Here is a 22256-nt window from a genome sequence, read left to right as displayed (position 1 = left end):
ACAAAGGTGCCGTCTTCCGGTCTGATCCCTTACCCTTTCATTGACCCCATCCCGCAACCAAGTATTCTGGCGCTTCCCCGTTGCCAACGTCAGACCCGCCAATCTCATGCGCGCCGTCCTCTCTTTTTTCCTCTCCGTCCTTTTCCTGGTCGTTGCCGCCACCAACGTCACCGCGCAAATCACCACCCGAACTGACGCCATCGGCCAAAAACTCAACACCTGGTTTGCCAACGGTGACTCGGCCGGACTCCACGCCCTCAGTTACGAAAATCGCGACGGCGGCCACTCCATCTTTGAAGCCAAAAACTATCCACAACTCACCATCGTCCAACCCACCGAAGAAGAATGGGCGCAGAAAAAAAACGTCGGCCCCGCCAACATGATCCGACGCGAACCCGTGCTCGGCAACTGCTCCATGTCCGCCCCCGCCGACAAAGGCGGATCCCTCCCGCGGCTCTACATGTCCAACAAAGACGGCCTCAACTTCCTCGCCAGCCAATACCTCAACAACAACCTCTACTTCTATCCCGAACACCAGGATTACGACCCCGGCTACAACGGTCGCGGCGGCTGGGGCGACCTCTACCCCACCAACATTCCCTTCGTGCTCATCTCGCAAGGCTCCTCCTTCTCCGACCTCCCCTTCATGCAGGCCTTCTTCAGCACCGCCGCCGCCCTTCCCAAAGAAACCCAGCAGGGGCTCATCAACAACAAACTCCTCATTCCCACCCTTCAAAACATCTTCCGGCGCAGCAATCAAACCGTGCAGATCGAAGAGGATTATTTCACCGGCAAAGCCCATCCTCCCGTGTTCGATGGCACCCAGATCAACGAGGACAAAATGATCACCCTCGCCCATGACATGTCCCCGGCCCGCGTCCCGCCGCTCGCTGTTCTGCGCGTCATCAGCGAAACCACGCCCAAACCCAACCGCGACTTCTTCGAAATCCCCGCCATCCAAAGCGAAGTGCTCGGCACCACCCCGTTCGCCGTCGCCCGAACTTTCCGCGGCAGCGCCCTCACCCGCGAAATCACCCTCAGTGCCGGTCAATCCGCCGACATCCTCAAACGCAAACTCACGTTCCGCTGGGCGCTTCTTCAAGGCGATCCCGACAAGGTCAAAATCGAACCCAGTGCCGACGGCAGCGAAGCAAAAATCAGCGTGCAATGGCATCCCGGCTGGGAAATCCGCCCTGGATTCCAAACCCATCGCGTCGACATCGGCCTCTTCGTCCACAACGGATTCGCCTGGTCCACCCCCGCCATGCTCACCTATTACATGCTCCCCAACGAACAGCGCTTCTACGACAGCGCGGGCCGCCTTCAGGAGATCTGCTATCAAGCCAACAATTCCGACCTCGCCCTCCCCGCTACCACCGATCTGCGCTGGCTCGCCCTCGCCCGACGGCTTGCCAGCAAAGACAGCGACATCAGCATCCAGCTTCTGCGCGACCAGCTCAACCCCACCCTCATCACCCATTTCGGAACCCTCGCCGACGAACTCGCGCCCCTCCAGGCATCCTGGCGAAAACTCCAAGGCGATCCCGCATTCGCCACCCAAGCTGCCACCGCCCAGCAAAACCTGCAAACCAAGGTCCAGCAAGCCCTCGACCAGCCCATTGCAAACCAACCCTCTGCCATTCAACAAATCCGCGACGCCATCAATAAAATCGCCGACGACCCGCAGCTCTACATCACCCATCAGCGCGACGCCCGCAAGCTCATGCGCGACCTCCCCGACACCAACGTCGCCCCCTTCAATCAGGCTCTTCAACACGCGCTCAACATGCTTGTCCTCGCCAAAAATCGCGACGGCGAATACCAACTCCATTACCCCCCCGAGAAGCTCGCCAGTGGCGAACGCTACCAGCTGCGCCAGGTCAATTTCGCGCTCCTTCGCAACCTGCTCTTCTACGACTTCCTTGACCCGTCCACGCCCTTCGCTTTCACCAACGAGATGCTCACCACCGTCAAACCCTGGCGCGACATCTACACCACCGCCGCCGACGGCACCATCCTGAGCTGGGCCCGCATCCACGCCGGTCGCGTCCATCAATTCGACAAGGACGGCAAACTTATTCTTTCCAACAAGACGGCCGTTAACGTGACTTACGCTGCCGACCCCACCAGCAAACTTCTGCAGTTTGCTCCTCAATAAATAAACAACCTGACCTCAGCAAAATCGCCGCGGATGAAGCTTCTCCAGCGCCATGCGTGTCGCCCCATGCCGGTTCTCCACGCCCAGCTTTTTGTAAATCCGTTCCAGGTGAATCTTCACCGTCCCTGAACTGATCTCCAAAATCTGGCCCACCTCCGCATTGGTCTTGCCTTCACTGACCCACAGCAACACCTCCTGCTCCTTCCGCGTCAGGCCCAAGCCGTTTAGATTCGCCTCTTTGCACTTGGGGCAATCCCACTCCAGCAGCGCTTTCATGTGAGGCAACAGCAGGGTGAAAAGATCCCGGTCGCTCTCACGAAACGTGCGGCGCTTGCGCAAGACACAGGTGTTGACCATGCTTCCGTCCCTCAGCCGAAAATCGGTGCCCATATCCTCCTCCAGCGCGTGGACATCGAGCGAGACTTGATACAATTCCCTGCGATGCCACTCCTTGCGACTGAGTAAATCAGAAATCATCACCACGTTTCCTTGCAAGTCATCCCTGCTCTGACGTGGATGAGTCGGGAGCAGGTCGATCGGAAACCTGAGCATCGACTTTCTAACCTCCTCCTGACTCATCTGAAGTGACAAGCCCGTCTTGTCGATCATGGAGACAATGCCCACCTCGGCTCCCACCAGTTCCGGCAGCGCATGGGCGATGGCGTGCAATGCCCCCTGTGAGAATGCGGTTTGATACATCCCAGCCACAGCAGAATTAAATTTCACAAAGTCTTGATGTCTCAATCTTTTCATCTCAGCTAGTTCCCTTCGGTTAGGCAGTTCCACTCGTCGCATCCATCCATCCGTCGACGGCCCAAACGAGGGATGATGCAGAATCAAAACACGGCGTGTTCAACCAGCTATTTCCCTTAGCGAGGGCATAGTTACCGACCTTCTCAGAAAAAGTTCTGCGCCTCTGCCGACCGGCATATAGCGCGTTCGAAAGCTGTGTGCGTAGCTTCCACCACACAACCGGCAGCCCGTGCCACTTCGTCGACACCAACCGCCTCCAACCATCCCATCGTTGCCATGAAAAAAACAACCATCCTCCCGCATCTTGTAACCGGATTTTTGAGTCTGGGTCTTCTCTTCTGGATGATACCAGCCGAGCTTCTGGCGCAGTCGACCTGGCGCAACGATGCTGAGGACAACAACTGGACCAACGGCGACAACTGGAACGGCGGCGTTCCCAACAGTGTCGGTGCCACCGTCAACTTCGGCCCCACCGCCTTGTATTCGGATGTCACCATCGAAGATACCTTGATTCGCGTCGGCACCATCAACTTCCAGGCCAACGCCATTCCTTATGGACTTGTGGTGCGCGGCAGCGGCGACTCTGCGACTTTGGTCATCGAAGGCAGCGGGGTTCAGAACCTCAGTTCGAACCTTCAGACCTTCAACGTGCGTGGCAGCGACAATGACAACTCTGCCACCCTCGGATTCACCAACAGTGCTGGTGCAGGATCCAACGTTACCTACAACATCGACAACTTTGGAACCATGTATTTCCAAAACAACAGCAACGCCGGCAGCGCCACGATCCATCTATTCCATTCAAGCAGCGATCTCTTTTTTAGCGACAACAGCAGTGCCTCCACTGCTACCATCCTCAATCAAAGTGGAGGAGTCGTGCAGTTCACCGGGAACGCCAGCGCGAGCAGTGCCACCTTCCAAAATGCCAACGGCGGGCGCCTCTTTTTTGCCCAAAATGCCAATGGCACGTCCGGCACCACGCTCTACAATGAAGCGGGCGGCGTCCTCGACATCAGCCGCATCGATACCACCAGCGTCACCATCGGCCACCTGTCCGGCGCCGGAAACATTCAACTCGGCAATCGCGAACTCCGAGTCGGCAGCCAGAACACCAACGCCACCATCAGCGGCGTCGTCAGCGATGGTTTCACCATCAACCCATTCCTGGGACCTCCCCCCACCTTCACTTTTGGAAGTCTGGTCAAAGAAGGCACCGGCACGCTCCTCCTCACCGCAGCCAACACCTACACCGGCACCACCTACATCGAAGGCGGCACGCTCTCCACCAACAACGTGCAGGCACTCGGCGTCTACGATGGCGTCACGATCGGTTCCAATGCCGTCGTTCTTCGCAACGGCAGCACCCTCGACCTCCAGTCCAACCTCAACGTTCAGGACTTCCAATGGCTCAACGGCACCGTTCAATTCAATCCGGCCACCACCATCTTCAACATTGCCGACCAGTTTGAATACTCGGGAACCACCGATCCCCGCAACTTCTCCATCAACAGCCAGGGACTTAGCCTGCAGACTTACACCCTCATCAATTTCGGCAGCACCAACTTCAACAGCGGCGATGACTTCACCGCCACCTTCTTCAACACCATTCCTAACGTCACTTACAACTACGACTTCCTTCTCAACAGCAACAACCTCCAGATCATCATCAATGGTGCCACTGCCACCGGACCTGTCTTGCAAAACAGCGCACCCGTAAACATCCCGACCTTTGCCGATTTCCTCGTCGACGGGATGAACATCACCACTGGCACCCCCGCCGAGAACAACATCATCAATTCACTGCAGTTCACCCCTAACAGCGGACTTGCCGTCTCCAACAACCTGGAAGTGACCTCAGGCATCGTTGATACAAGCAATGGTGGTTTTTTCATCACTGGCGGCACACTTAGCAGTCCGAACAATTTCCAGTTCAACACAGGTTTAGATTTTTTTCTCGTCAGCTCAGAAATTACTGGAGCCAGTGGCTTAGGAAAAACAGGACCTGGCATGTTGGTATTGAATGGTAACAACACCTACACCGGAATAACCGGTGTATTGGCCGGAACTCTTCTCATCAGTGGAGATCAAACGGCCGCCACCGGCGACACAAGTGTCGCTTTTAACTCCGTATTGGGAGGCAATGGCACCATTGGGGGCAACGTCAATTTCGGCAGTGCCGCCACGCTAAGTCCCGGCGCGTCGATCATCATCGGCTTGATCGGAAACGGCCAAGGAACCCTGAAGATCAATGGCAATCTTGAGTTGGTTGCTGGCACCACTTCCCTCTTTGAGCTCGGACAAATCGGAGTGGTTGGAGGCGCAACCAGTGATCTTGTCGATGTCGGGGGCAACATGACCCTTGCCGGAACCCTGCAAATCTATCCCTATATCGGTTTTCAACAAGGTGCCTACCGCCTGTTCAACTACGGCGGAACCCTCACCAACAACGGCCCCATCATTGACTCATCCAACGTGCCCGCCCAATACGCCGATCACCTCGTGCTCAGCACCGCCATCGGCGGCCAGGTCAATCTGATCGTCACCGGACCCGACAACATCGCCCAGTTCTGGGATGGCGACGCTGGCATTGCTGACGACGGCATCGTCCAGGGTGGCGACGGCATCTGGACCAACTTCAATCCCAACTTCCCCGATCCTCCCGCGACGGCCAACAGCTCCTGGCAAAACGGCACCGCCATGTTCGCCGGCACCGCCGGCATTGTCACGGTCGCTGACGAAATCTACGTCCAAGGGATGCAGTTCATGACCGACGGTTACGAAATCACCGGCGGCGACCTCGCCACCGACATCGGCATCTTTCTCAACCCCGCCGACCCAATCCTCAACAGTGCCCGTTTCACCGTTGACACCGACGTCACCGCCATCATTTCCGCTCCCTTGCGCGGCACCGCCGCCCTGCAAAAACTCGGCGAAGGAACCCTTCTCCTCAACAGCGAAAACGCCTACACCGGCGGCACCATTGTCAGCAACGGCATCCTGCAAACCGACAACCTCCTCGCCCTCAGCAACGGCCCTGTCACCATCGATGGAGGTTTCATCCAGCCCCTCAGCAACCTCAACATCAACTCCCTCGACTGGAACCAGGGCGGCCTCCGACTCCTCCTCGGCGACCCTCTGGTCAACATCGACAACAACCTCACCAACCTCGGCGACGGCGGCACCTTTATTCTCGACTTCGACGGCATGACTCCGCTTGTCGAGCAATACACCCTACTCACCTACAACGGCACCAGCAACTTCACCAACGCCGACTTCACCGGCATCAGCGGCTTCGCCATCCCAAACGTCGCCATCCAATATGCCTTTGAAATCACCGAAAGCGCTGTCATCACCAACCTCAGCGCCCAAGCTTGGGGACCTCTTCTACAAAACAGCGCCCCGGCGTTCATTCCCACCTTTGCCGACTTCTTTGTGCAAGGTCAGGTGCGCACCGGCGAACTCGACGAAAACAACACTATCAAATCGCTTCACTTCGATCCAGGCTCCAACCTGCAGGTCTATAACAACCTCACCGTCACCAGTGGTAACTTCACCGTCTCCGGCGGCAAGGCTACCATTCAAGGCGGCACCGTCCTGGTCCCCGGTGAATTCAATAAGTTCGGATCCGGCACGTTAGACGCCCGCAGTAACTTTGTCGTCAACGGCAACAGTTACATCCACAGCGGTGCTTTGGCCGTCAATGGCACCTTCCAAACCCCGCTGCTGCATGTCCTCGGCGGAGGCACCTTGATGGGCAATGGCATCGTCATCGGCAACGTGCTCAACGGCGGCACCGTCGCTCCCGGCAACTCCATCGGCCTGCTCACCATCCTCGGCAACTACACCCAGCTACCAAGTGGCGCGTTGCAAATTGAAGTTGGCAGCGTCAACAATCATGATGTCCTCGTGGTCAGCGGCACCGCCGTGCTTGATGGCACCCTCGAAATCGCCTCCCTCGGATACAAAGCCAAATACGGCGATCAAATCCCTTTCCTTCGCGCTGGTAACATCACCGGTAAGTTCGATGTGATCGAAATGCCCGACCCTGAAGTTAATCGCGGTCGCTTTCTTAACTTAGGGAAAGTAGGCGTTCTGTTGGTCGCTCCCAAGAGTTATACCTTGGTTGCCGAAACCCCCAATCAGTCCCGCGTCGCTGCTGCTCTTGATAACTGGATCGGCATCGAGTCCGGCGACATCGGCGCCGTCACCCTTGCCCTCGATCTTCTGCGCGAAGAGCAATATCCGCAAGCCTTCGAAGCCATCATGCCCGGCTTCCACGACGCCGCCCTCAGCACCGCCATCGAACTTTCCCACAGCCAGGGTCAACTGCTCCATCAACAACTCAGTGCCCGCCGTCTCGGTCAACGCGCCACCCAGCCGCAGCTGGGTCAACGAATGAGCACCACGGTGGATGGCGCAAAAAATCCCAAATCTGTCAAAGCCATCTCCGCCCCCCAGATCCAACCTGATTCCGAAGACTACCGATGGTCCACCTGGTTCCAGGGCAGTGGCCTCTTCAGCAGCGGCGGCCTCTCCCTCGCCCCCGGCGAAAATTTTGAATCTGGCACCTTCATCGCCGGAGCCGACTACGCCCTCTCCGACCATTTCGCCCTCGGCATCTTTGCCGGCTATAGCGAAGGTTGGGGCGACTACGACAACGGCGGCGAGATCGACCTCGAACGCATCCTCTTCGGTGCCTACGCCACCATCGACATCGGCCATTTTTATCTCAACACCGCCCTCGGCATCGGCACCGTCGACTACGACATCAACCGCCCCATCCAGTTCGCCACGCTCAACCGCAGCGCCAGCAGCGAACCCGATGGTCACGAGTTCTTTGCATTGCTCGGCGGTGGTTACGACTTCCGTCGCGGCAACTGGACCTTCGGCCCGCAAGCCAGTCTTCAATACAGCAAAGTCTCGCTCAACTCCTTCATCGAAAGCGGAGCCGACAGCCTCAACTTGCGCATGAACGACCCCGAATCCGACAGCCTACGCAGTCATCTCGGCGCCCGCGTTGCCTACACCATCCAGGCCACCGACCGCGTTGCGATCATCCCCGAACTGCGCGCCTTCTGGCAGCATGAGTTCCTCGACGGCGACAGCCTCAATGCCAGTCTTGATGGCGGCAACGGCCCCGACTTCACTTACGAAAGCGAACGCGACGACAAAGACGCCTTGTTCATCGGAGCCGGCCTCGGATTACAAATCGGCCAAAGGTTCTATGCCAATCTTTATTACAACGCCGATCTCGGTCGCAACGACCCCAACCACAACGTGAGCATCAGCGCCACCGTCAAGTTCTGACATCATGGACAAGTGTTCAAACGCCTCATCGTGAAAGACTTAACACATCCAAGGTTGCTCCCTATTCGTGCAGGTGGCATAGAGAGAATGACCGTCGTGAAGCGTCCAGGCAGCAAGCGACGGAAATTTTCGCGACTTGTCCATGAACGCCCACTTCGCTACCACCCGGTGGTCGCTGGTTCGCAGCGCCTCAGCCGCTCCCGAGCCAAGGCGGGAGGCGCTCAGCGAGCTCTATCAGCTCTACTGGCGTCCCATCTGCGATTACCTGCGGCGTATGGGCATCTCTGAAACCGAAGCAGAAGATGTCGCCCAGGATTTTTTTCTCAACTTTTTCGAAAGCCGATCCCTCGACCGCGCCGATGAAGGCCAGGGCCGCTTCCGCGCCTACCTTCTCGGAGCCCTGCGTCATCACGTCCAGAAAGTGCATCGAAAAGCCAGCGCCAAAAAACGCGGCGGCGGCAAGATCGCCCTTTCCCTTGAGGCAGTGGATCAGGAAAACGCCACGCCCGATGCCGATCACGCCCGGTTGTTTGACCTCGAATGGGCGCAAACCGTGGTTTCTCACAGCATGACCCGGCTTGAAAAAGAAACCCAACAACAGGGGATCGACGCCGATCTCACCACCGCGCTCGTCAATGGTGATGCCACCGTTCCCCAACGCGAAATCGCAGCCCAACTAGGCATCACCGTCACTGCTCTCAAAACCCGCGTCTTCCGCATGCGCCGCCGTTTTCGTGAACTACTCCGTGAGGAAGTGCAACGCACCGTTGCCAACGACGTCGAACTTGAGGCCGAACTCGTCTACATCTCGGAAATCCTCGGAGGTCCCTCCGCATGAGCACCGACCGGCAAACGTCCCAAAGCGTTTGCTGCTCTCGTTGTGGCACACCGCTTCCTCAGGCTCATCCCCGCCTCGTCTGCGCTGCATGTCTTCTCAAAGCCACCAGCCTCAGCGGGCAACATCGTATCGGACCCTATGTCATCGACTCACCGCTCGGCGAAGGCGGCATGGGCGAAGTCTTTCTGGCCTTCCATGAAAACACCCTCCGTGCCGTTGCTCTGAAAATCCCCTCCGTCAGCAGTGGCAGTCAGCGCGCGTCCCTTATCAAACGTTTCGCCCAGGAAGCCCGCCTGCTCTCTCTGCTAGACCATCCCGGCATCCTTCCCATCTACGAAGTGGGCGACGATCCCGAGCAACCTTGGTTTGCCATGAAGCTCGCGGAAGGTGGCACCCTTGCCGACCTCCTCCAGCAATCCGGTGCCCTCGAACCCCGGGAAGCTGCGCAGATACTGCTCACTATCAGTTCCGCCGTCCAATACGCTCACGACCACGGCATCCTCCATCGCGATCTCAAACCTCAGAACATTCTTCTCGACGAAAAAAACGTCCCCATGCTAGGCGATTTTGGTCTTGCTCGCGCCGACGATCGCAACCCCAACTTCAGCCGCTCCCTCGCCGCCCTGGGCACCCCCGGCTACTCCGCTCCTGAAGTCGCCCAAGGCCGCGCCCCCTCCGCCGCCGCCGACATCTTTTCCCTTGGTGCCATCCTCTACCATCTCCTCGCGGGCGAACCACCTTTCAAAAGCGATACCCTCACCACCACCCTCGAACTTGCTCAGTTGGGCAAAGCCGAACCCCTCACCCGTCGCGGCATCTCCCTCGACCTCTGGCGGATCACCCGCAAATGCCTCGAACCCGAACCCGCCGATCGCTACCCCACCGCCGCCGCGCTCGAACAAGACCTCAACGCCTGGCTTCAAGGCCGCAGTGTCAGCGTCCGCCGCCTCACCCCGCTTACCCGACTCAGCCGCCTCATCCGACGCAACCCGCTCGCCACCGCCCTCATCCTCACCACGGCGCTCGCCGTCATCATTTCCCTCAGTTTCATCCTCGTTTCCCAACAACAATTCGAACAAGCCCGGCAGATCCGCACCACCGCCGAACATCAACTCTCCACCCAACGCCGCCACCTCGAACGTCTCGACCACATCCGCCTGCTTCTCGACACCCGTCGCGCAGGCAACCGTCGGGAGGCCCTCAGCTTGTTGCGCGAAGAATGGCAATCCCATCCAGGAGAAACCCTTCGCTCGCTGGTCCTCCGCGCTTTTGCCCTTGCCGATCTTACCGTCGATGGCCCCCTGCCCGCCCATAACAGCGCCGCGTATACCCTGTCCTCCCCGGCGAAAAGTCACACCTCACCCGCCAGCCATCGCAAAGCCGTCGTCAGCGATCAGTCCCGACGCGTGCAAATCTTCAATCAGGACGGCCAACTCGAAGCCACCCTCGAACTGCAAGATCGCGCCACCGCCCTCCAATGGAACCCCTCCGGCGACCGACTCGCGCTCGGCTGTTCCGCCAAAAACACCTATCTCTGGGAGGCCGGTCAAACCTTCCTCCAGCCCCACGTCCGCGGACGCGACAGCGCTACCCAAAGCTTCACCTGGCATCCTCAAGAACGGCACATCGCCTGCCTCACCGACGAAGGTTCCCTGCATCTTTGGGACCTCGAACGCCGTCAGGATCTCGTCATGGGCGACTTCTACATCCCCGCCGGTCAAACCCTCACCTGGGACAGCGACGGCCAGGGTCTCACTTGGAAAAATGCCGACGGCACCTCAAGGCACGCCAAAGTCACCTTTCCCACCGGCGTGCGGTTGCTCTTCAGCGACAGCCCTTCCGGTCGACGCGAAACCTTTCCCACCATCGATCTCGATGCTGAACGTGGACTCGTCGTGTGGATCACCGAACAAGGCGCCCATCTCTGGGACTTTCAGCAAAGCAGCTCGCAACTGCTCGTCCCCAAAACCGGCACCGAATGGCTCGGTGCTCAACTCACCGCCACCGGCCTGCAAACCTGCGGGTGGAACTCCGGCTTGCGTTCCCTCAACTTCGATCAACTTCGATCCCGCCAAACCCCGCCCGTTGACCTGACCCAACAACAATACATCGGCAAAGTGCTCTTCTCCGCCACCCCGACAAACCCACCCCTGCTCGCTCTTCTCGAAAGCCCCCAACACCGCTTTGTTCTTTCGCAGACGGGACCGAAACCCCGCATGCTCAACCTCCCCCAAAAAAATCCCTACTCCATCGCTCTCACCAACGATGGCACCCACGCCGCCACCAGCAGTTTTCAAAAACCCGGCGTCAGGCTCTGGACCCTCAAGCCCACGCCCGCGCCCCTCTACGACCTTCCCGTCGATGAACACGCCAGTTCGCTCACCATCTCCCCGGATGGTCGCACCCTCGCCACCGTTTCCCGGCGCAACACCACCCTCTGGGACATCGCCAGCGGCCGCCCCTTGCGCAATATCGACAACCATGAACCCGCCTCCCTCGGAGCCTGGTCGCCCGATAGCAAACTCCTCGCCGTCCTCAATCAAACCGGGGCGATGATCTACCGGGTCCGCGATGGACACCTGCTTGCCCAACTCGCCACGCCCGCCCCGCAACCAGGCACGCACTACACCGCCATCACGTTCGACAAAAAACAGCCCGTCCTCGGCATGCAGCTCGAAGATGGTTCCATCATCCTCTGGGATCTCAAAGAAATGACCAGTCAACTCCACTCGATAGGAATTGACTGGCCGGTGGACTAAGTATTGGCGTTGCTATTTTCTGAACAACCTCAAATTGTCCAAATACACCGCCGTATTCGTCGTCCCCATTGAACTCCACAAAACCACATTGGCCACGGCCCAACCCTCTTGGGCAGCCAACCCTTCGTGGATCACCTTGGTTCCGTCTTCGGCGGTCACCACCAAATCCCATTTACCCGAACCCAAGACCGCCGTGGTTTCGATCCGTGCCCACTTTCCTGCGGGCAAATCAAGCACCTTCAACTTGTCTCCCAATCCGGCCATGAGTTTGCCGTTTTTCCAGGATAGTCTGGGGCCTACTTTGTAATCGGGGCCTTCCGTTGGCGAACGCATTTCCGCATACCACGGCGCATCTTCTTTTGCCATCACATCGAAGCTCCAGGTTACGGTTCCGGCCTCATATTCCGGCATCAGTTGATAATGGGGGTTGTAACTCTGGGTTAGTCCCTCGGCATCTTGTAGCTTCAAACTCCGTTTCGCTTTGCCGCCCGGCGCACCTTCGGGCAACGCGATGGGCGATGCCGCTTCGTCCGTCACCACAATCGCATCTCCCTTGTCCTCCACATGCGTCCTCTGCTTCAACAAACTGGGAGGCAGCTTGCTGCGATACTCAAACGTCTCCAGTTTCACTTCATAAGGCGGCGACGGCCAGGGTTTGGCCTCGACCTCCCAATTCGGATACTGGGCTCCCTTCAAAGCCTTTGCCCGCCATTCCTTGCCACGCGGACCATCGTTGCGCACCCCGGCCACCGTCAGATCCCAAGGCTTGAATCCAATCTTCGAAGCAGGACTGCCTTCCTTCAGACGGAAGTCGCGCTTCTCGATGTTTTCAAACAGCGGATCAGCCACAACCGATCCTGCATCGCGCCCGGTCTTGCGCCATTCATCCCAAGTCCATGTCTTCGCCAACAATTCCGGCATCTTGCCCGTCACCGGCCAATACAAGTTATTGCGCATGATGTAACTCTGCGCCGGTTCACCCTTGTTGCGCTTTTCCAACTCGACAAAATCCCAGTTATATTTGGCAGCGTGCAACAACTCGCTCTTGGTCGGGTCCCACACGATGATGTTGCGTTCCACGATGAAACTTAATCGCGCCTCATTGCGGCTCCGCTGCAACTGTGCCTTGCCACCGAACGCCAGGATGTTGTTCCTCACCGTGTTGTAATAACCGTAGTGCTGATGAAACAAACTCTCGCTAGTGTCATGCACCAGATTGTTTTCCATCACCACGCCAGCGCTGCCCTCGTCGGTATACAACCCCCAGCCGCCATAACGATAACTCGACACATGGTGAATGTGATTCCCCCGAACCACCGTCCCAAACGCCGCGCCCAATCCATAAAATCCGCCCATGTCACTGGTAAATCCCCAGCCTAAGTGGTGGATATGATTGTTCTCCATCAAGTTACGATGAGAAACCGTTTCGCCATAACCCCAGTGCCATCCCGCACTAATCCCCGTGTAATAAAAATCGCCGATGTCATTGTGCGTCACCCGGTTGTCCGAGCTATGGCCAATAAACACCCCCACCGCATCGGGAAACATGCGTCCCCCATGTTGGATGATGTTGTTGTCCAAAGTCACAAAACTGGTCGGATTTTGCGCGCCCTTGCTCGTTGCCCCCATGCGCACGCCACCCGCCCCCAAGTCGTGGATGTGGCAATGCTGCACCAACGCCTCGCGGCATCCTTGATGAAACCACAATGCGTAACCCGCCACATGCGAGATCTCGCATTGATCAAAGGTGATCCGCTCCGAATCATCAAACTCCAGCGCTGCGCCCATCGTTTGGGCTGCCTGACTGATGCCGAATCCATCCGGTCCCATCACCCATTGTTGATGCTCAAAAGCGATCCCCTTGAACGTCAGATCCTTCACTCCCGCTGCTTTCACCAACATCTCCGCGACCGGTGCCACCACCTCCGCCTTCGCCATGTCTTCGCCAGGCAACGCCAGATAAAAAAGTTCCCCCTTGCGATTCATGAACCATTCGCCCGGCACATCCAACGCCGCGCGATAGTTCTCCACAAAAAATCGACCATCAGGCTCATAAGTCAGCAACTCACGAATTTTTGGACCCTTCATCAACACCGCCTGGGCTCCGAGGTCGATCTTGCTGACCCGGTAATGATGCACGTCCCAGGTGTGCGGAATGGTGATGCTCACATCGCTCAACTCCTCGTCCTTCACCTGTTTTAAGAGATCCATCGTTTCGCGATCCGTCACAAAACTTGAATACTTCAGCGCCAGATCCCACTTCTCATCCCCCGGCTTTTCCGCTGGAAAAATCTCCGAAGAAGCCTGGGACCGCATGTGCAAAAATCCCTTCCCCGCATTCGGCGTGCGCGCCCGGGTGGCCCGCTGGTCATTCACCCACAACTGCTGGAAATACCATTTTCCATCGCGCACTTCAGGCACCTCCGTTTTCCACAGATTTTCCGTGCCCTCCACCTTGGTCCATCCACCGATCTTCTTCCCCCCTGAGAACACCGGCTTTGCATCTGCTGCCGCCTCCCAGGTCACTCCAGAATCATCCGCACCCAATACCAAGGGACCGGTCATTTCATAGCGTCCGCCCTGCACGATCACCTTCACCGGCTTCGTCGCCGCCCGCGCCGCGTCTCTCGCTGCCTCCGGTGTTTTGATGTCTCCATCGACAGACAGCACAATCTCCGCTGCACCCAACGAACCCATGCCCGCTGACAAAATCACGAAAACCCACTTGGAAAATTTTTGAGAAAACCGCATCATAAAAAAACGCCCGCTGAACGGGCAAACTCACAGTGTTCTTGACCCCATCTTGTGCAACCATTTCATTTTGATCACGGTGAATCGACTCAACCCTTGGACGGCACGAAATCTGCCCCTCTGACTTTAAACCTTTCTTTTCCATCCGCTCCATGTCTCTCCTCATCAAAAATGGCGAAATCATCACCGCCGACTCCCGTTACATCGCCGACATCTACTGCGAAGGTGACACCGTCACGCGAATCGACCGCAACATCGAGGCACCGCCAGGCACTGAAGTCATCGACGCCACCGGCAAATACATCTTCCCCGGTTTCATCGATCCACACGTTCATATCTACCTGCCCTTCATGGGCACCTACGCCAAGGACACCTACGAAACCGCCAGCCAGGCGGCTCTGCTCGGTGGCACCACCACCCTCATCGAAATGGCCTGTCCCGCCCGCAGCGATGACACCCTCGAAGGGTTCCACACCTGGCTCGCGCAGGCCGAAGGACGTTCCGCCTGCGACTTCACTTTTCACATGGGCGTCACCAAATTCGAAGACCAAACCGAAGCCCAACTGCGCGAAATCGTCGCTGCAGGCATCAGTTCGTTCAAAATCTTTCTGGCCTACAAAGGTGCTTTTGGCATCGACGACACCGAACTTTACCGCACCCTTAAGCTTGCCGCCGAACTCGGCGTCATCGTCACCGCCCATTGCGAGAACGAAACCCTCGTTACCGAGCGCTGCAAGGAGCTCCTCGCCGCCGGACTCACCGATCCCGGCCAGCACCACGAAAGCCGTCCGCCGATCGTCGAAGCCGAAGGGGTTCACCACCTCCTGACCTTCGCCGAACTCACCGGAGCCGAAACCTACATTGTCCACCTCAGTTGCAAAGAAGCCCTGGCCAATGCCATCGCTGCCCGGCAGCGTGGTGTGAAGGTCTCCGTCGAAACCCTCATCCAATACCTTGTCCTCGACAAAACCTACGCGGAACTCCCCGACTTCGAAGGCGCGAAATACGTCATGTCGCCGCCGCTTCGCGACAAAACCAACCAGGACATCCTCTGGAACGGTCTGCGCGACGGACTCATTCAATCCGTCGCCACCGACCACGCGCCCTTCGATTTTGCCGATCAAAAACACATGGGCGAGAACGACTTCACGAAAATCCCCAACGGCATTCCTTCCCTCGAAGAACGCATCCATCTTCTCTACACCCACGGCGTTAAATCGGGTCGCATCGACCTCCACACCATGGTCGCCATCGCCAGCACCAACATCGCCAAACTTTTCGGACTCTTTCCGAGGAAAGGTTGCATCCAACCCGGAGCCGACGCTGATCTTGTCATCTTTGATCCCAACCATTCCGGCACCATCTCCGCCAAAACCCAGCACATGAACGTCGACTACAGCGCTTTTGAAGGCTGGCCGCTTCATGGCCGATCCGACACTGTCACCGTGCGTGGTCAGGTCGCGGTGAAAAATGGCAAGTTCGTCGGCAATCCGACGCGTGGTGAATTCCTCAAACGACCCACCCGGAGCTGACGATCCGATCTTTGATTATCAGGCAAGAGGTGACCGGCAGGAGTCGTTTCACTGCCAATGATGTCGCGCCATCCCACAATCCGCAGGCTGCAATCTGGATTCGTCGTGCTCGTGCTTGGCATCGGCACCCTGGTCTTTGCTGAAAACGAACAGTCGGTGGCCACCTATCCGAACATCCAGGAAGCGCTGAATGCGAATCCCGAGAAAAGACTTTTCGTTCCCGCTGGCGATCACATCATCACCGAAAAAATCGTCATCCGTGGCACCCGTTCAGGCCTCTACGGTCCGGGCCGCATCATTCAGCAACGCGCTGATCAACCCATCATCGAGATCCGCAACAGCGAAGACGTTGAAATCCGCGATCTCACCCTGGCACGTTCCAAGGACCAGGCCGTGACGGATCACGAGGCCATTGTCGCCATTCAATGCAAAGGTCTGGTGCTGGAGAATTTGCGGATCATCGACAATCAAACGCGCTCTTCCGCCATCAAGCTGCGCGAATGCAACGACAGCCGGATCAGTCGTTGTCTGGTGCGCAACTACATGAGGCTGTCCATCGATGATCGCACTGGGAGCAAGGATTGGGGTTACGCTTTCAACTGCACCGATGGCACCGGCATCAGTGTGGAATACAGCGTCGGAACCCTGATCGAAGGCAATCGCGTGATCGAAGATCACCTTGTTCCGACTCCGGAGATCAAGGAGAAACACCAACTCGGAAAGTTCGTGAAGAAGAACGCGGTGAAGGGGGGAGTGACAAATCAGCAAACCTGGGATGCGGAATACACCGATGCCTGGCAGCAGGGATCGGCGATCATTGTGACCTCGCCGACCAGCAGTGATTTCACCCGCATCATCGGCAATCATGTGGAGAATGCCGCTCAGGGAATTGACCTGCATAGCGATCATGTCATCGTGTCCAACAACGTCGTCACCAACGCGTTTATCGGCATGAAGGCCATGCACGGCTCCCGCAATGTGCTGATCACCGGCAATCAATTCACCCGCAACAGTCTCTGGGCCATCGGCTTGATGCCCGGAGCAGGTTCCAACGCCGGGAATTTCGATGGCGGGTCCATCATCGCGAACAACATCATCTCCGATTTTGGGCACGGCGACGCGAGCTGGATCTGGGGCGAGGAGCGTTCACCGTTCAAGTTCGACACCGGTCAGCAGCCCGATGATCCACCGCTTACCGACGTCATCATCCAGGGCAATCTGGTTCATGCCATCGGCAAACCGCGATACCAATACACCGTCATCATCGCGGGCGGAGAAAACACCCCGCGCGGATTGCGTTTTTCCAACAATCTCTTTCACCCCGGCACCCAGGGGATCTCCAATACCGAACTGCCTCAGGGAGATTGAGCGGGAGTGACCGGCGGCCTCGGCCCGAGTTTTTCCACCCGCTGAATCCAGTCTTTCATCCAAGCCGTGAACTGGGTCGCCCCCACCTTGTTGAGGTGGTCCGCATCATAAAACTGCTCGTGGGTAAAATGATGCGCGCCACGACGGTTGGTATCGTGAAACCAGATCATCGGATTGCCCTTTTCCAGGTCTTCCAGTCTCGACACGGTGTTCTTCAATCCTTCGCGGGAACTGCCATCTGGATCGGCCGCCGGGGTGTCCTGGCTTAAGGGGTGAATGGGGGACACCACCAAAAATACCCGCACGCCCTTGTCCGTGAAGCCCTTCAAGATCTGCGCGAACTGCTCCCACAACACCTCATCAAACTCATACCGCACCGGGGTCAGGGCTTTGCGCAGGGCGGGCTCCTGTTCTTCCAGCGTGCCCGGGTTGCGCGCCATGCGGTCATGCCCGGTCCAACCCCACACGTCGGCGCCGACCAACTTCAGTTCCTCCAATTCGTTGACCTTGACGCCGGCCGGATTTTCCGGGGCAGGCCAAAGTTCCTGCCAGTGTTTGCGATCATAGTCATAGGCCGGACTGGCCTGAAAAATCTCATTCCGGTGGTTCGAGCGGCGGGCTTTGTTGAAGGTCCGGGCGCTCACCATCCAGACGATCGTCTCCAATTTCGGCAGGGGAGTGACGTATTCTTTGGCGATCAGGCACTGCAAATATCCATCGGCGCCTCCCGCCGCCATGTTGAGTGCTTCAGGAAACGTTTTGTTTTTGTCATCCAGCATTTCGCTGGTGATGATGCCGCGCGAAGCGTGGGAATTGCCCAAAACCACCAGCCGCAATTGCGGGCGCAGCTTCCAGTAGAGCTGCATCTGATTGGAAAAATGCCCTCCGTAGTCATATCGCAGAGCTTCCGGCGTCTGCCCGCCTTCCGCCACCACCTTGAGGTCGAGATATCTTGGGGGTTCTTCAGCAAGAATGTCCAGCTCATCATCCACCGCGACATCCTCGACGCTTCCCACCTTTTCATCGAAAGGTTTGATGGTCATCTCCACCTGCTGGCCGATGGTCGTGTCCTGAAGAATGGTTTTTCCCCGCACCACCGACCAGTGAGCGACCCGGATGCGCTGTCCTTCGAGCTTGCCACCCAACACCTTTTTCACGTCATACTCATGCCACGCCAACGCTTCATCATACGGAGCGATGTCCTCCGCTGTGCGGCCTTTGGAGGCAGCGATGCGCACCGCCTCCACCTTGGCGACTCCGCCATACAGTTCCTCCACCGGTGGCTCTTGCCCTTTCTCCTGCTTCGGTTTCGTGTCCCCGTCGCAGGAGGTCAACATCGCGACCACCATCAAACCGACAGCGTAAAAAAATGAATTGGGGAAGCGAAACATGTGAGAGAGGGAATACGCACAAAAAACCAGCCCGTCCGCCTCGCAACTGGAATCTGCCCTCATTTAAATTAGGGTTGACCCCGCTACAATTCGTTCACAATTAACTCACGCCGCATTTGCCTTTCGCCCAGCCTGCGCCTCATTTTGTCAACCGCACTTTCACCCAACCACCCTCGCATTGTCCGCCCTTCAAGCCACCCTCCAATCTCCATGGATCAAGCGTCCCGTCGACGGGGTGCTCTATTTGTTAAAATACTGGCCATGGTTCGTGTTCAGCATGATCATCGGCCATTTAGCCAAGGAGAATTTTCCTTTCTCCCACTGGCCGATGTATGGCGACTTCGCCCAGAACGTCGACTACGTGTATTTTGAGGATCAGAAGGGCGATCCCATTCCCGCCTTTCTCTTCCGCGAAACCTCCGCGCGCCTCAAACGTCAGTTCAACAGCGAGCGCAAACGCGAATATGCCGAATTGCGAAAGACCGACCAGACCCGCGCCATGCGCCCGGTGTTTGAGCAGCAGTCCGTCGCAAACGCAGCCGTCCTGATGACGGAACGACTCGCCCAGCGGCTCACCAAATCATTGCAGACCGACTACGGCAAAATGCGTCTGGTCCGGGTGGTGCTCTCCTACGGCGAGAACAATGAGATCCGCCGCGATCGTTTTGAAGGTGCCCTCATCGATCTTTCCAACATGCCCCATGCTCCTGAAGGTTCCCTTCCGCCCCCGCCACCTCCACCGAGTGCCGATGACGAAAATCAAGAGGAGGGCAACGAATGAAAACTGAAATTGATTCCTCCACACCCGCTCCATCTCGGTTCAACATCGTGCCGCACATCCACTTCGCCTGGTGGGAAACGCTTTGCATGCGGATCGGATTCGCCTGGCTGCTCTACACCCGGTTCCCTGCTTTGGGTCGACTCCCGCATGCGGATGAACCACTCACGTTTCCGAACGGCATCGCCAGATGGGTCGACCTTACCTGGGCGCTTCAACCCGATGCCTACAGCGCCATCCGGCTCACCATGATCGCCGCCTGCTTTCTTTACGTGAGCGGTTTTGCCTTCCCTGTCGCTTCAACCGCGCTGTTTGTTTGTTACCTGATTCCCTGCACCCTGCAAAACTCGCTTGGCTCGTTCAGTCATTATTACCAAATGATGACCCTGCTGCTGTTGGCCCAGGCGCTGGCTTCGTGGGTGTGGGTGATCGGCAATCCAAGGCGGCTGACCAACTTTGCCGTCGGTCCCAGCCTGCTGCACAGCTTCACCACCCGCGTCACCCTTCAGGTCATTGCGGCCAACTATGTTTTGTGCGGGCTCACCAAACTCATCATCAGCGAAGGCAAATGGATCTGGAACTCGCAATACATGCCCCTGCAATTTGAGAAGATCAAGATGCAGCATTTTCATAACGCGCTGGTCTCCAATCCTCCCAACCTGGCGGACAAACTCAACGACTTCGCCATTCACAACCCCTGGTTCAGCATGATGTGTTACACCCCCGGCCTCATTGCCGAGCTTGGTGCTATCGCTTTGCTCTTCGGGCGTGCCTGGTCGTTTTGGACCGGCTTGTTTGTGATCGGCATGCATTTCATCATCACGCTGACCATGCGCCTCAGTTTCCAACAGCACGAATCCATGATGTGGATCTATGCCGTTAACATTCCGTTCTGGACCGTGTGGCTGGTGAGGAAAGCGCTGAACATGCGCAAGAGTCCCCTGGCTCAAAGTTAGAGGCGGGGGAGGGGAGCCTACGTGGTCGCGTGTCGTTCTCGGCATCTTGCCGGGAACCAGATAGCCATTCAAGCGCACAAAAATTGCACGCTTCAACCGTCAGAGTCGCACACAAACGCTCGGGTTCTACGCGAGACGCGCAGAACGACACGCAAGCTGCGTAGCCGCGAAGCGATCCGTATGCTCCCAACTACTTCTTCTTCAACTGCGGGAACAGGATGACGTCGCGGATGCTTTCGGCGCCGGTCAGCATCATCACCAGACGGTCGATGCCGATGCCGATGCCACCTGCGGGAGGCATGCCGTAGTCGAGCGCCAACAAAAACTCTTCATCCAGCTTTTGGGTCTCCTCCCCGGCCTGATGCTCAAGCCGCTCGCGTTGCACGATGGGATCGTTCAACTCGCTGTAACCCGGTGAGATTTCCTGGCCGTTGATGATTAGCTCATAGACATCGACCACTGTCCCATCCACGGCATTTTCCTTCGCCAGCGGCACCAGCTCTTTCGGCACATGGGTGACGAAGACCGGATTAAAACTCTTCTCTTCAATCAGCTTTTCAAACACCTGTTGCGAGACTTCGTGGTCCGCCATGTGTTCGCTCACTTCGACGCCGATCTCACGGGCGTGAAGCTTTTTCTGTTCGGTGGTTTTATCGAACCAGTCGTCACCGGCCACACCACGCACGAGATCCTTGAACGGGGCGCGTTTCCATGGACGCGTGAGATCGATGGTGCGCGTTACTTCGCCTTCATCATCTTTGTGTTCAATGATCAATCCACCACAGAACTTCTCGGCCAGATGGCAGACCAGGGTCTCGACCATATCCGCCATTTGTTCAAAGTCGCTGAACGCCCAATAGGCTTCCAGCATGGTGAACTCGGGATTGTGGCGACGACTGAGTCCTTCGTTGCGGAAGTTACGGTTCAGCTCAAACACTTTGGTGAAGCCGCCCACCAAAAGACGTTTCAGGAACAACTCTGGAGCGATGCGCAGATACATTTTCTGGTTCAACGCATGGAAGTCCGTTTCAAACGGCCGGGCGGCGGCTCCGCCTGGCACGTCCTGCATCATCGGCGTTTCCACTTCGAGAAAGCCGCGCTCCTGCAAAAAGCGACGGATCTCCGCCACCATCAGACTGCGCGTCACGAACAATTCGCGGCTCTTTTCGTTGCTGATCAAATCCAAATAGCGCTGACGATATTTGATTTCGCGATCGGTCACGCCGTGCCACTTGTCGGGGAGGGGGCGCAGCGATTTTCCGAGCACGGTCAACGACGAAGCGTGGACGGAGGGTTCTTCGGTTTTGGTGAAGAACGTTTTGCCTTCAACGCCCACCCAGTCGCCAATGTCGAGCAACTCGGTCAATTGCGCGAAGGCTTCATCGCCGATCTCTTTCTTGTTCACGTAAACCTGGATGCGACCGGTGAAATCCGACAGATCGAAAAACGCGGCCTTGCCCATGATGCGTCGTGCCGTCATGCGACCGGCCACCTTGACTTCGAGCTCCACGGCAAAATCCTTTCGCAGGGCACCGGGCTGATGGGTGATGTCGTAACGACCGCCAAAGGCATTCACGCCTTGGGCCTGCAACGCGTTCAACTTCTCGCGGCGGTTTTGCAGCAGTTCGGATTCGGTTTGCTCGGGTGCTTCCATGAGATTGGGAT

12 protein-coding genes are annotated in these 22256 nt (G+C 57.4%); 8 read left to right on the top strand and 4 right to left on the bottom strand.

Annotated elements, in window-relative coordinates:
- Positions 1-106 precede the first annotated feature (106 nt).
- Positions 107-2158 (top strand): hypothetical protein, encoded by a 2052-nt coding sequence (locus tag FEM03_RS05465; RefSeq protein WP_138085188.1) that lies wholly within the window; start codon positions 107-109, stop codon positions 2156-2158.
- A 15-nt stretch (positions 2159-2173) separates the two neighbouring features.
- Here FEM03_RS05465 and FEM03_RS05460 read toward each other — a convergent pair whose 3' ends face one another.
- Entirely contained in the window at positions 2174-2857 is a 684-nt protein-coding gene (locus FEM03_RS05460; protein ID WP_206170882.1) for a helix-turn-helix transcriptional regulator, read from the bottom strand.
- Between the two features lie 330 nt (positions 2858-3187).
- Between FEM03_RS05460 and FEM03_RS05455 the strand changes: the two genes are divergently transcribed.
- The 3 genes from FEM03_RS05455 to FEM03_RS05445 all read left to right on the top strand — a co-directional run bounded on the left by FEM03_RS05455 (position 3188) and on the right by FEM03_RS05445 (position 11815).
- Complete coding sequence (locus FEM03_RS05455) at positions 3188-8218, top strand: autotransporter outer membrane beta-barrel domain-containing protein (protein ID WP_138085186.1); 5031 nt, start codon at positions 3188-3190, stop codon at positions 8216-8218.
- 142 nt (positions 8219-8360) lie between these two features.
- Positions 8361-9056, top strand: coding sequence for an RNA polymerase sigma factor (locus tag FEM03_RS05450; protein WP_138085185.1), 696 nt, complete (start codon positions 8361-8363; stop codon positions 9054-9056).
- Complete coding sequence (locus FEM03_RS05445) at positions 9053-11815, top strand: WD40 repeat domain-containing serine/threonine protein kinase (RefSeq protein ID WP_138085184.1); 2763 nt, start codon at positions 9053-9055, stop codon at positions 11813-11815. The genes FEM03_RS05450 and FEM03_RS05445 overlap by 4 nt, the downstream gene beginning before the upstream one ends.
- Positions 11816-11827: 12 nt before the next feature.
- On the opposite strand, the gene FEM03_RS05440 is transcribed toward FEM03_RS05445, so the two are convergent.
- The gene (locus FEM03_RS05440) at positions 11828-14530 is read right to left on the bottom strand and encodes a right-handed parallel beta-helix repeat-containing protein (protein WP_166442643.1); all 2703 of its coding nucleotides are present in this window, start codon (positions 14528-14530) and stop codon (positions 11828-11830) included.
- Positions 14531-14718: 188 nt separating this feature from the next.
- Here FEM03_RS05440 and hydA point away from each other — a divergent pair, with 188 nt between their 5' ends.
- Together hydA and FEM03_RS05430 are read left to right on the top strand one after the other, a co-directional pair.
- A complete protein-coding gene (gene hydA, locus FEM03_RS05435) occupies positions 14719-16098 on the top strand; it encodes a dihydropyrimidinase (RefSeq protein WP_138085182.1) in 1380 nt (459 codons plus the stop codon).
- Positions 16099-16158: 60 nt separating this feature from the next.
- Positions 16159-17466: a right-handed parallel beta-helix repeat-containing protein gene (locus FEM03_RS05430; RefSeq protein WP_138085427.1), complete on the top strand. Its 1308-nt coding sequence runs from the start codon at positions 16159-16161 to the stop codon at positions 17464-17466.
- Here FEM03_RS05430 and FEM03_RS05425 read toward each other — a convergent pair.
- Positions 17454-18857 (bottom strand): hypothetical protein, encoded by a 1404-nt coding sequence (locus tag FEM03_RS05425; protein ID WP_138085181.1) that lies wholly within the window; start codon positions 18855-18857, stop codon positions 17454-17456. The two genes, FEM03_RS05430 and FEM03_RS05425, sit on opposite strands and share 13 nt — an antisense overlap.
- Positions 18858-19035: 178 nt before the next feature.
- On the opposite strand from FEM03_RS05425, the gene FEM03_RS05420 reads away from it, so the two are divergent.
- Both FEM03_RS05420 and FEM03_RS05415 read left to right on the top strand, forming a co-directional pair.
- Entirely contained in the window at positions 19036-19638 is a 603-nt protein-coding gene (locus FEM03_RS05420) for a hypothetical protein (RefSeq protein ID WP_138085180.1), read from the top strand.
- Positions 19635-20591: a hypothetical protein gene (locus FEM03_RS05415; RefSeq protein ID WP_138085179.1), complete on the top strand. Its 957-nt coding sequence runs from the start codon at positions 19635-19637 to the stop codon at positions 20589-20591. The genes FEM03_RS05420 and FEM03_RS05415 overlap by 4 nt, the downstream gene beginning before the upstream one ends.
- Positions 20592-20781: 190 nt before the next feature.
- Here FEM03_RS05415 and lysS read toward each other — a convergent pair whose 3' ends face one another.
- Positions 20782-22245: a lysine--tRNA ligase gene (gene lysS, locus FEM03_RS05410; protein WP_138085178.1), complete on the bottom strand. Its 1464-nt coding sequence runs from the start codon at positions 22243-22245 to the stop codon at positions 20782-20784.
- Between the last annotated feature and the right edge of the window lie 11 nt (positions 22246-22256).

The sequence above is a fragment of the Phragmitibacter flavus genome (assembly GCF_005780165.1).
Taxonomy (GTDB): Bacteria; Verrucomicrobiota; Verrucomicrobiia; order Verrucomicrobiales; family Verrucomicrobiaceae; genus Phragmitibacter; species Phragmitibacter flavus.
Note: the sequence above shows the minus strand (reverse complement) of the source record. Positions and strands in the feature narration are given on the sequence as shown.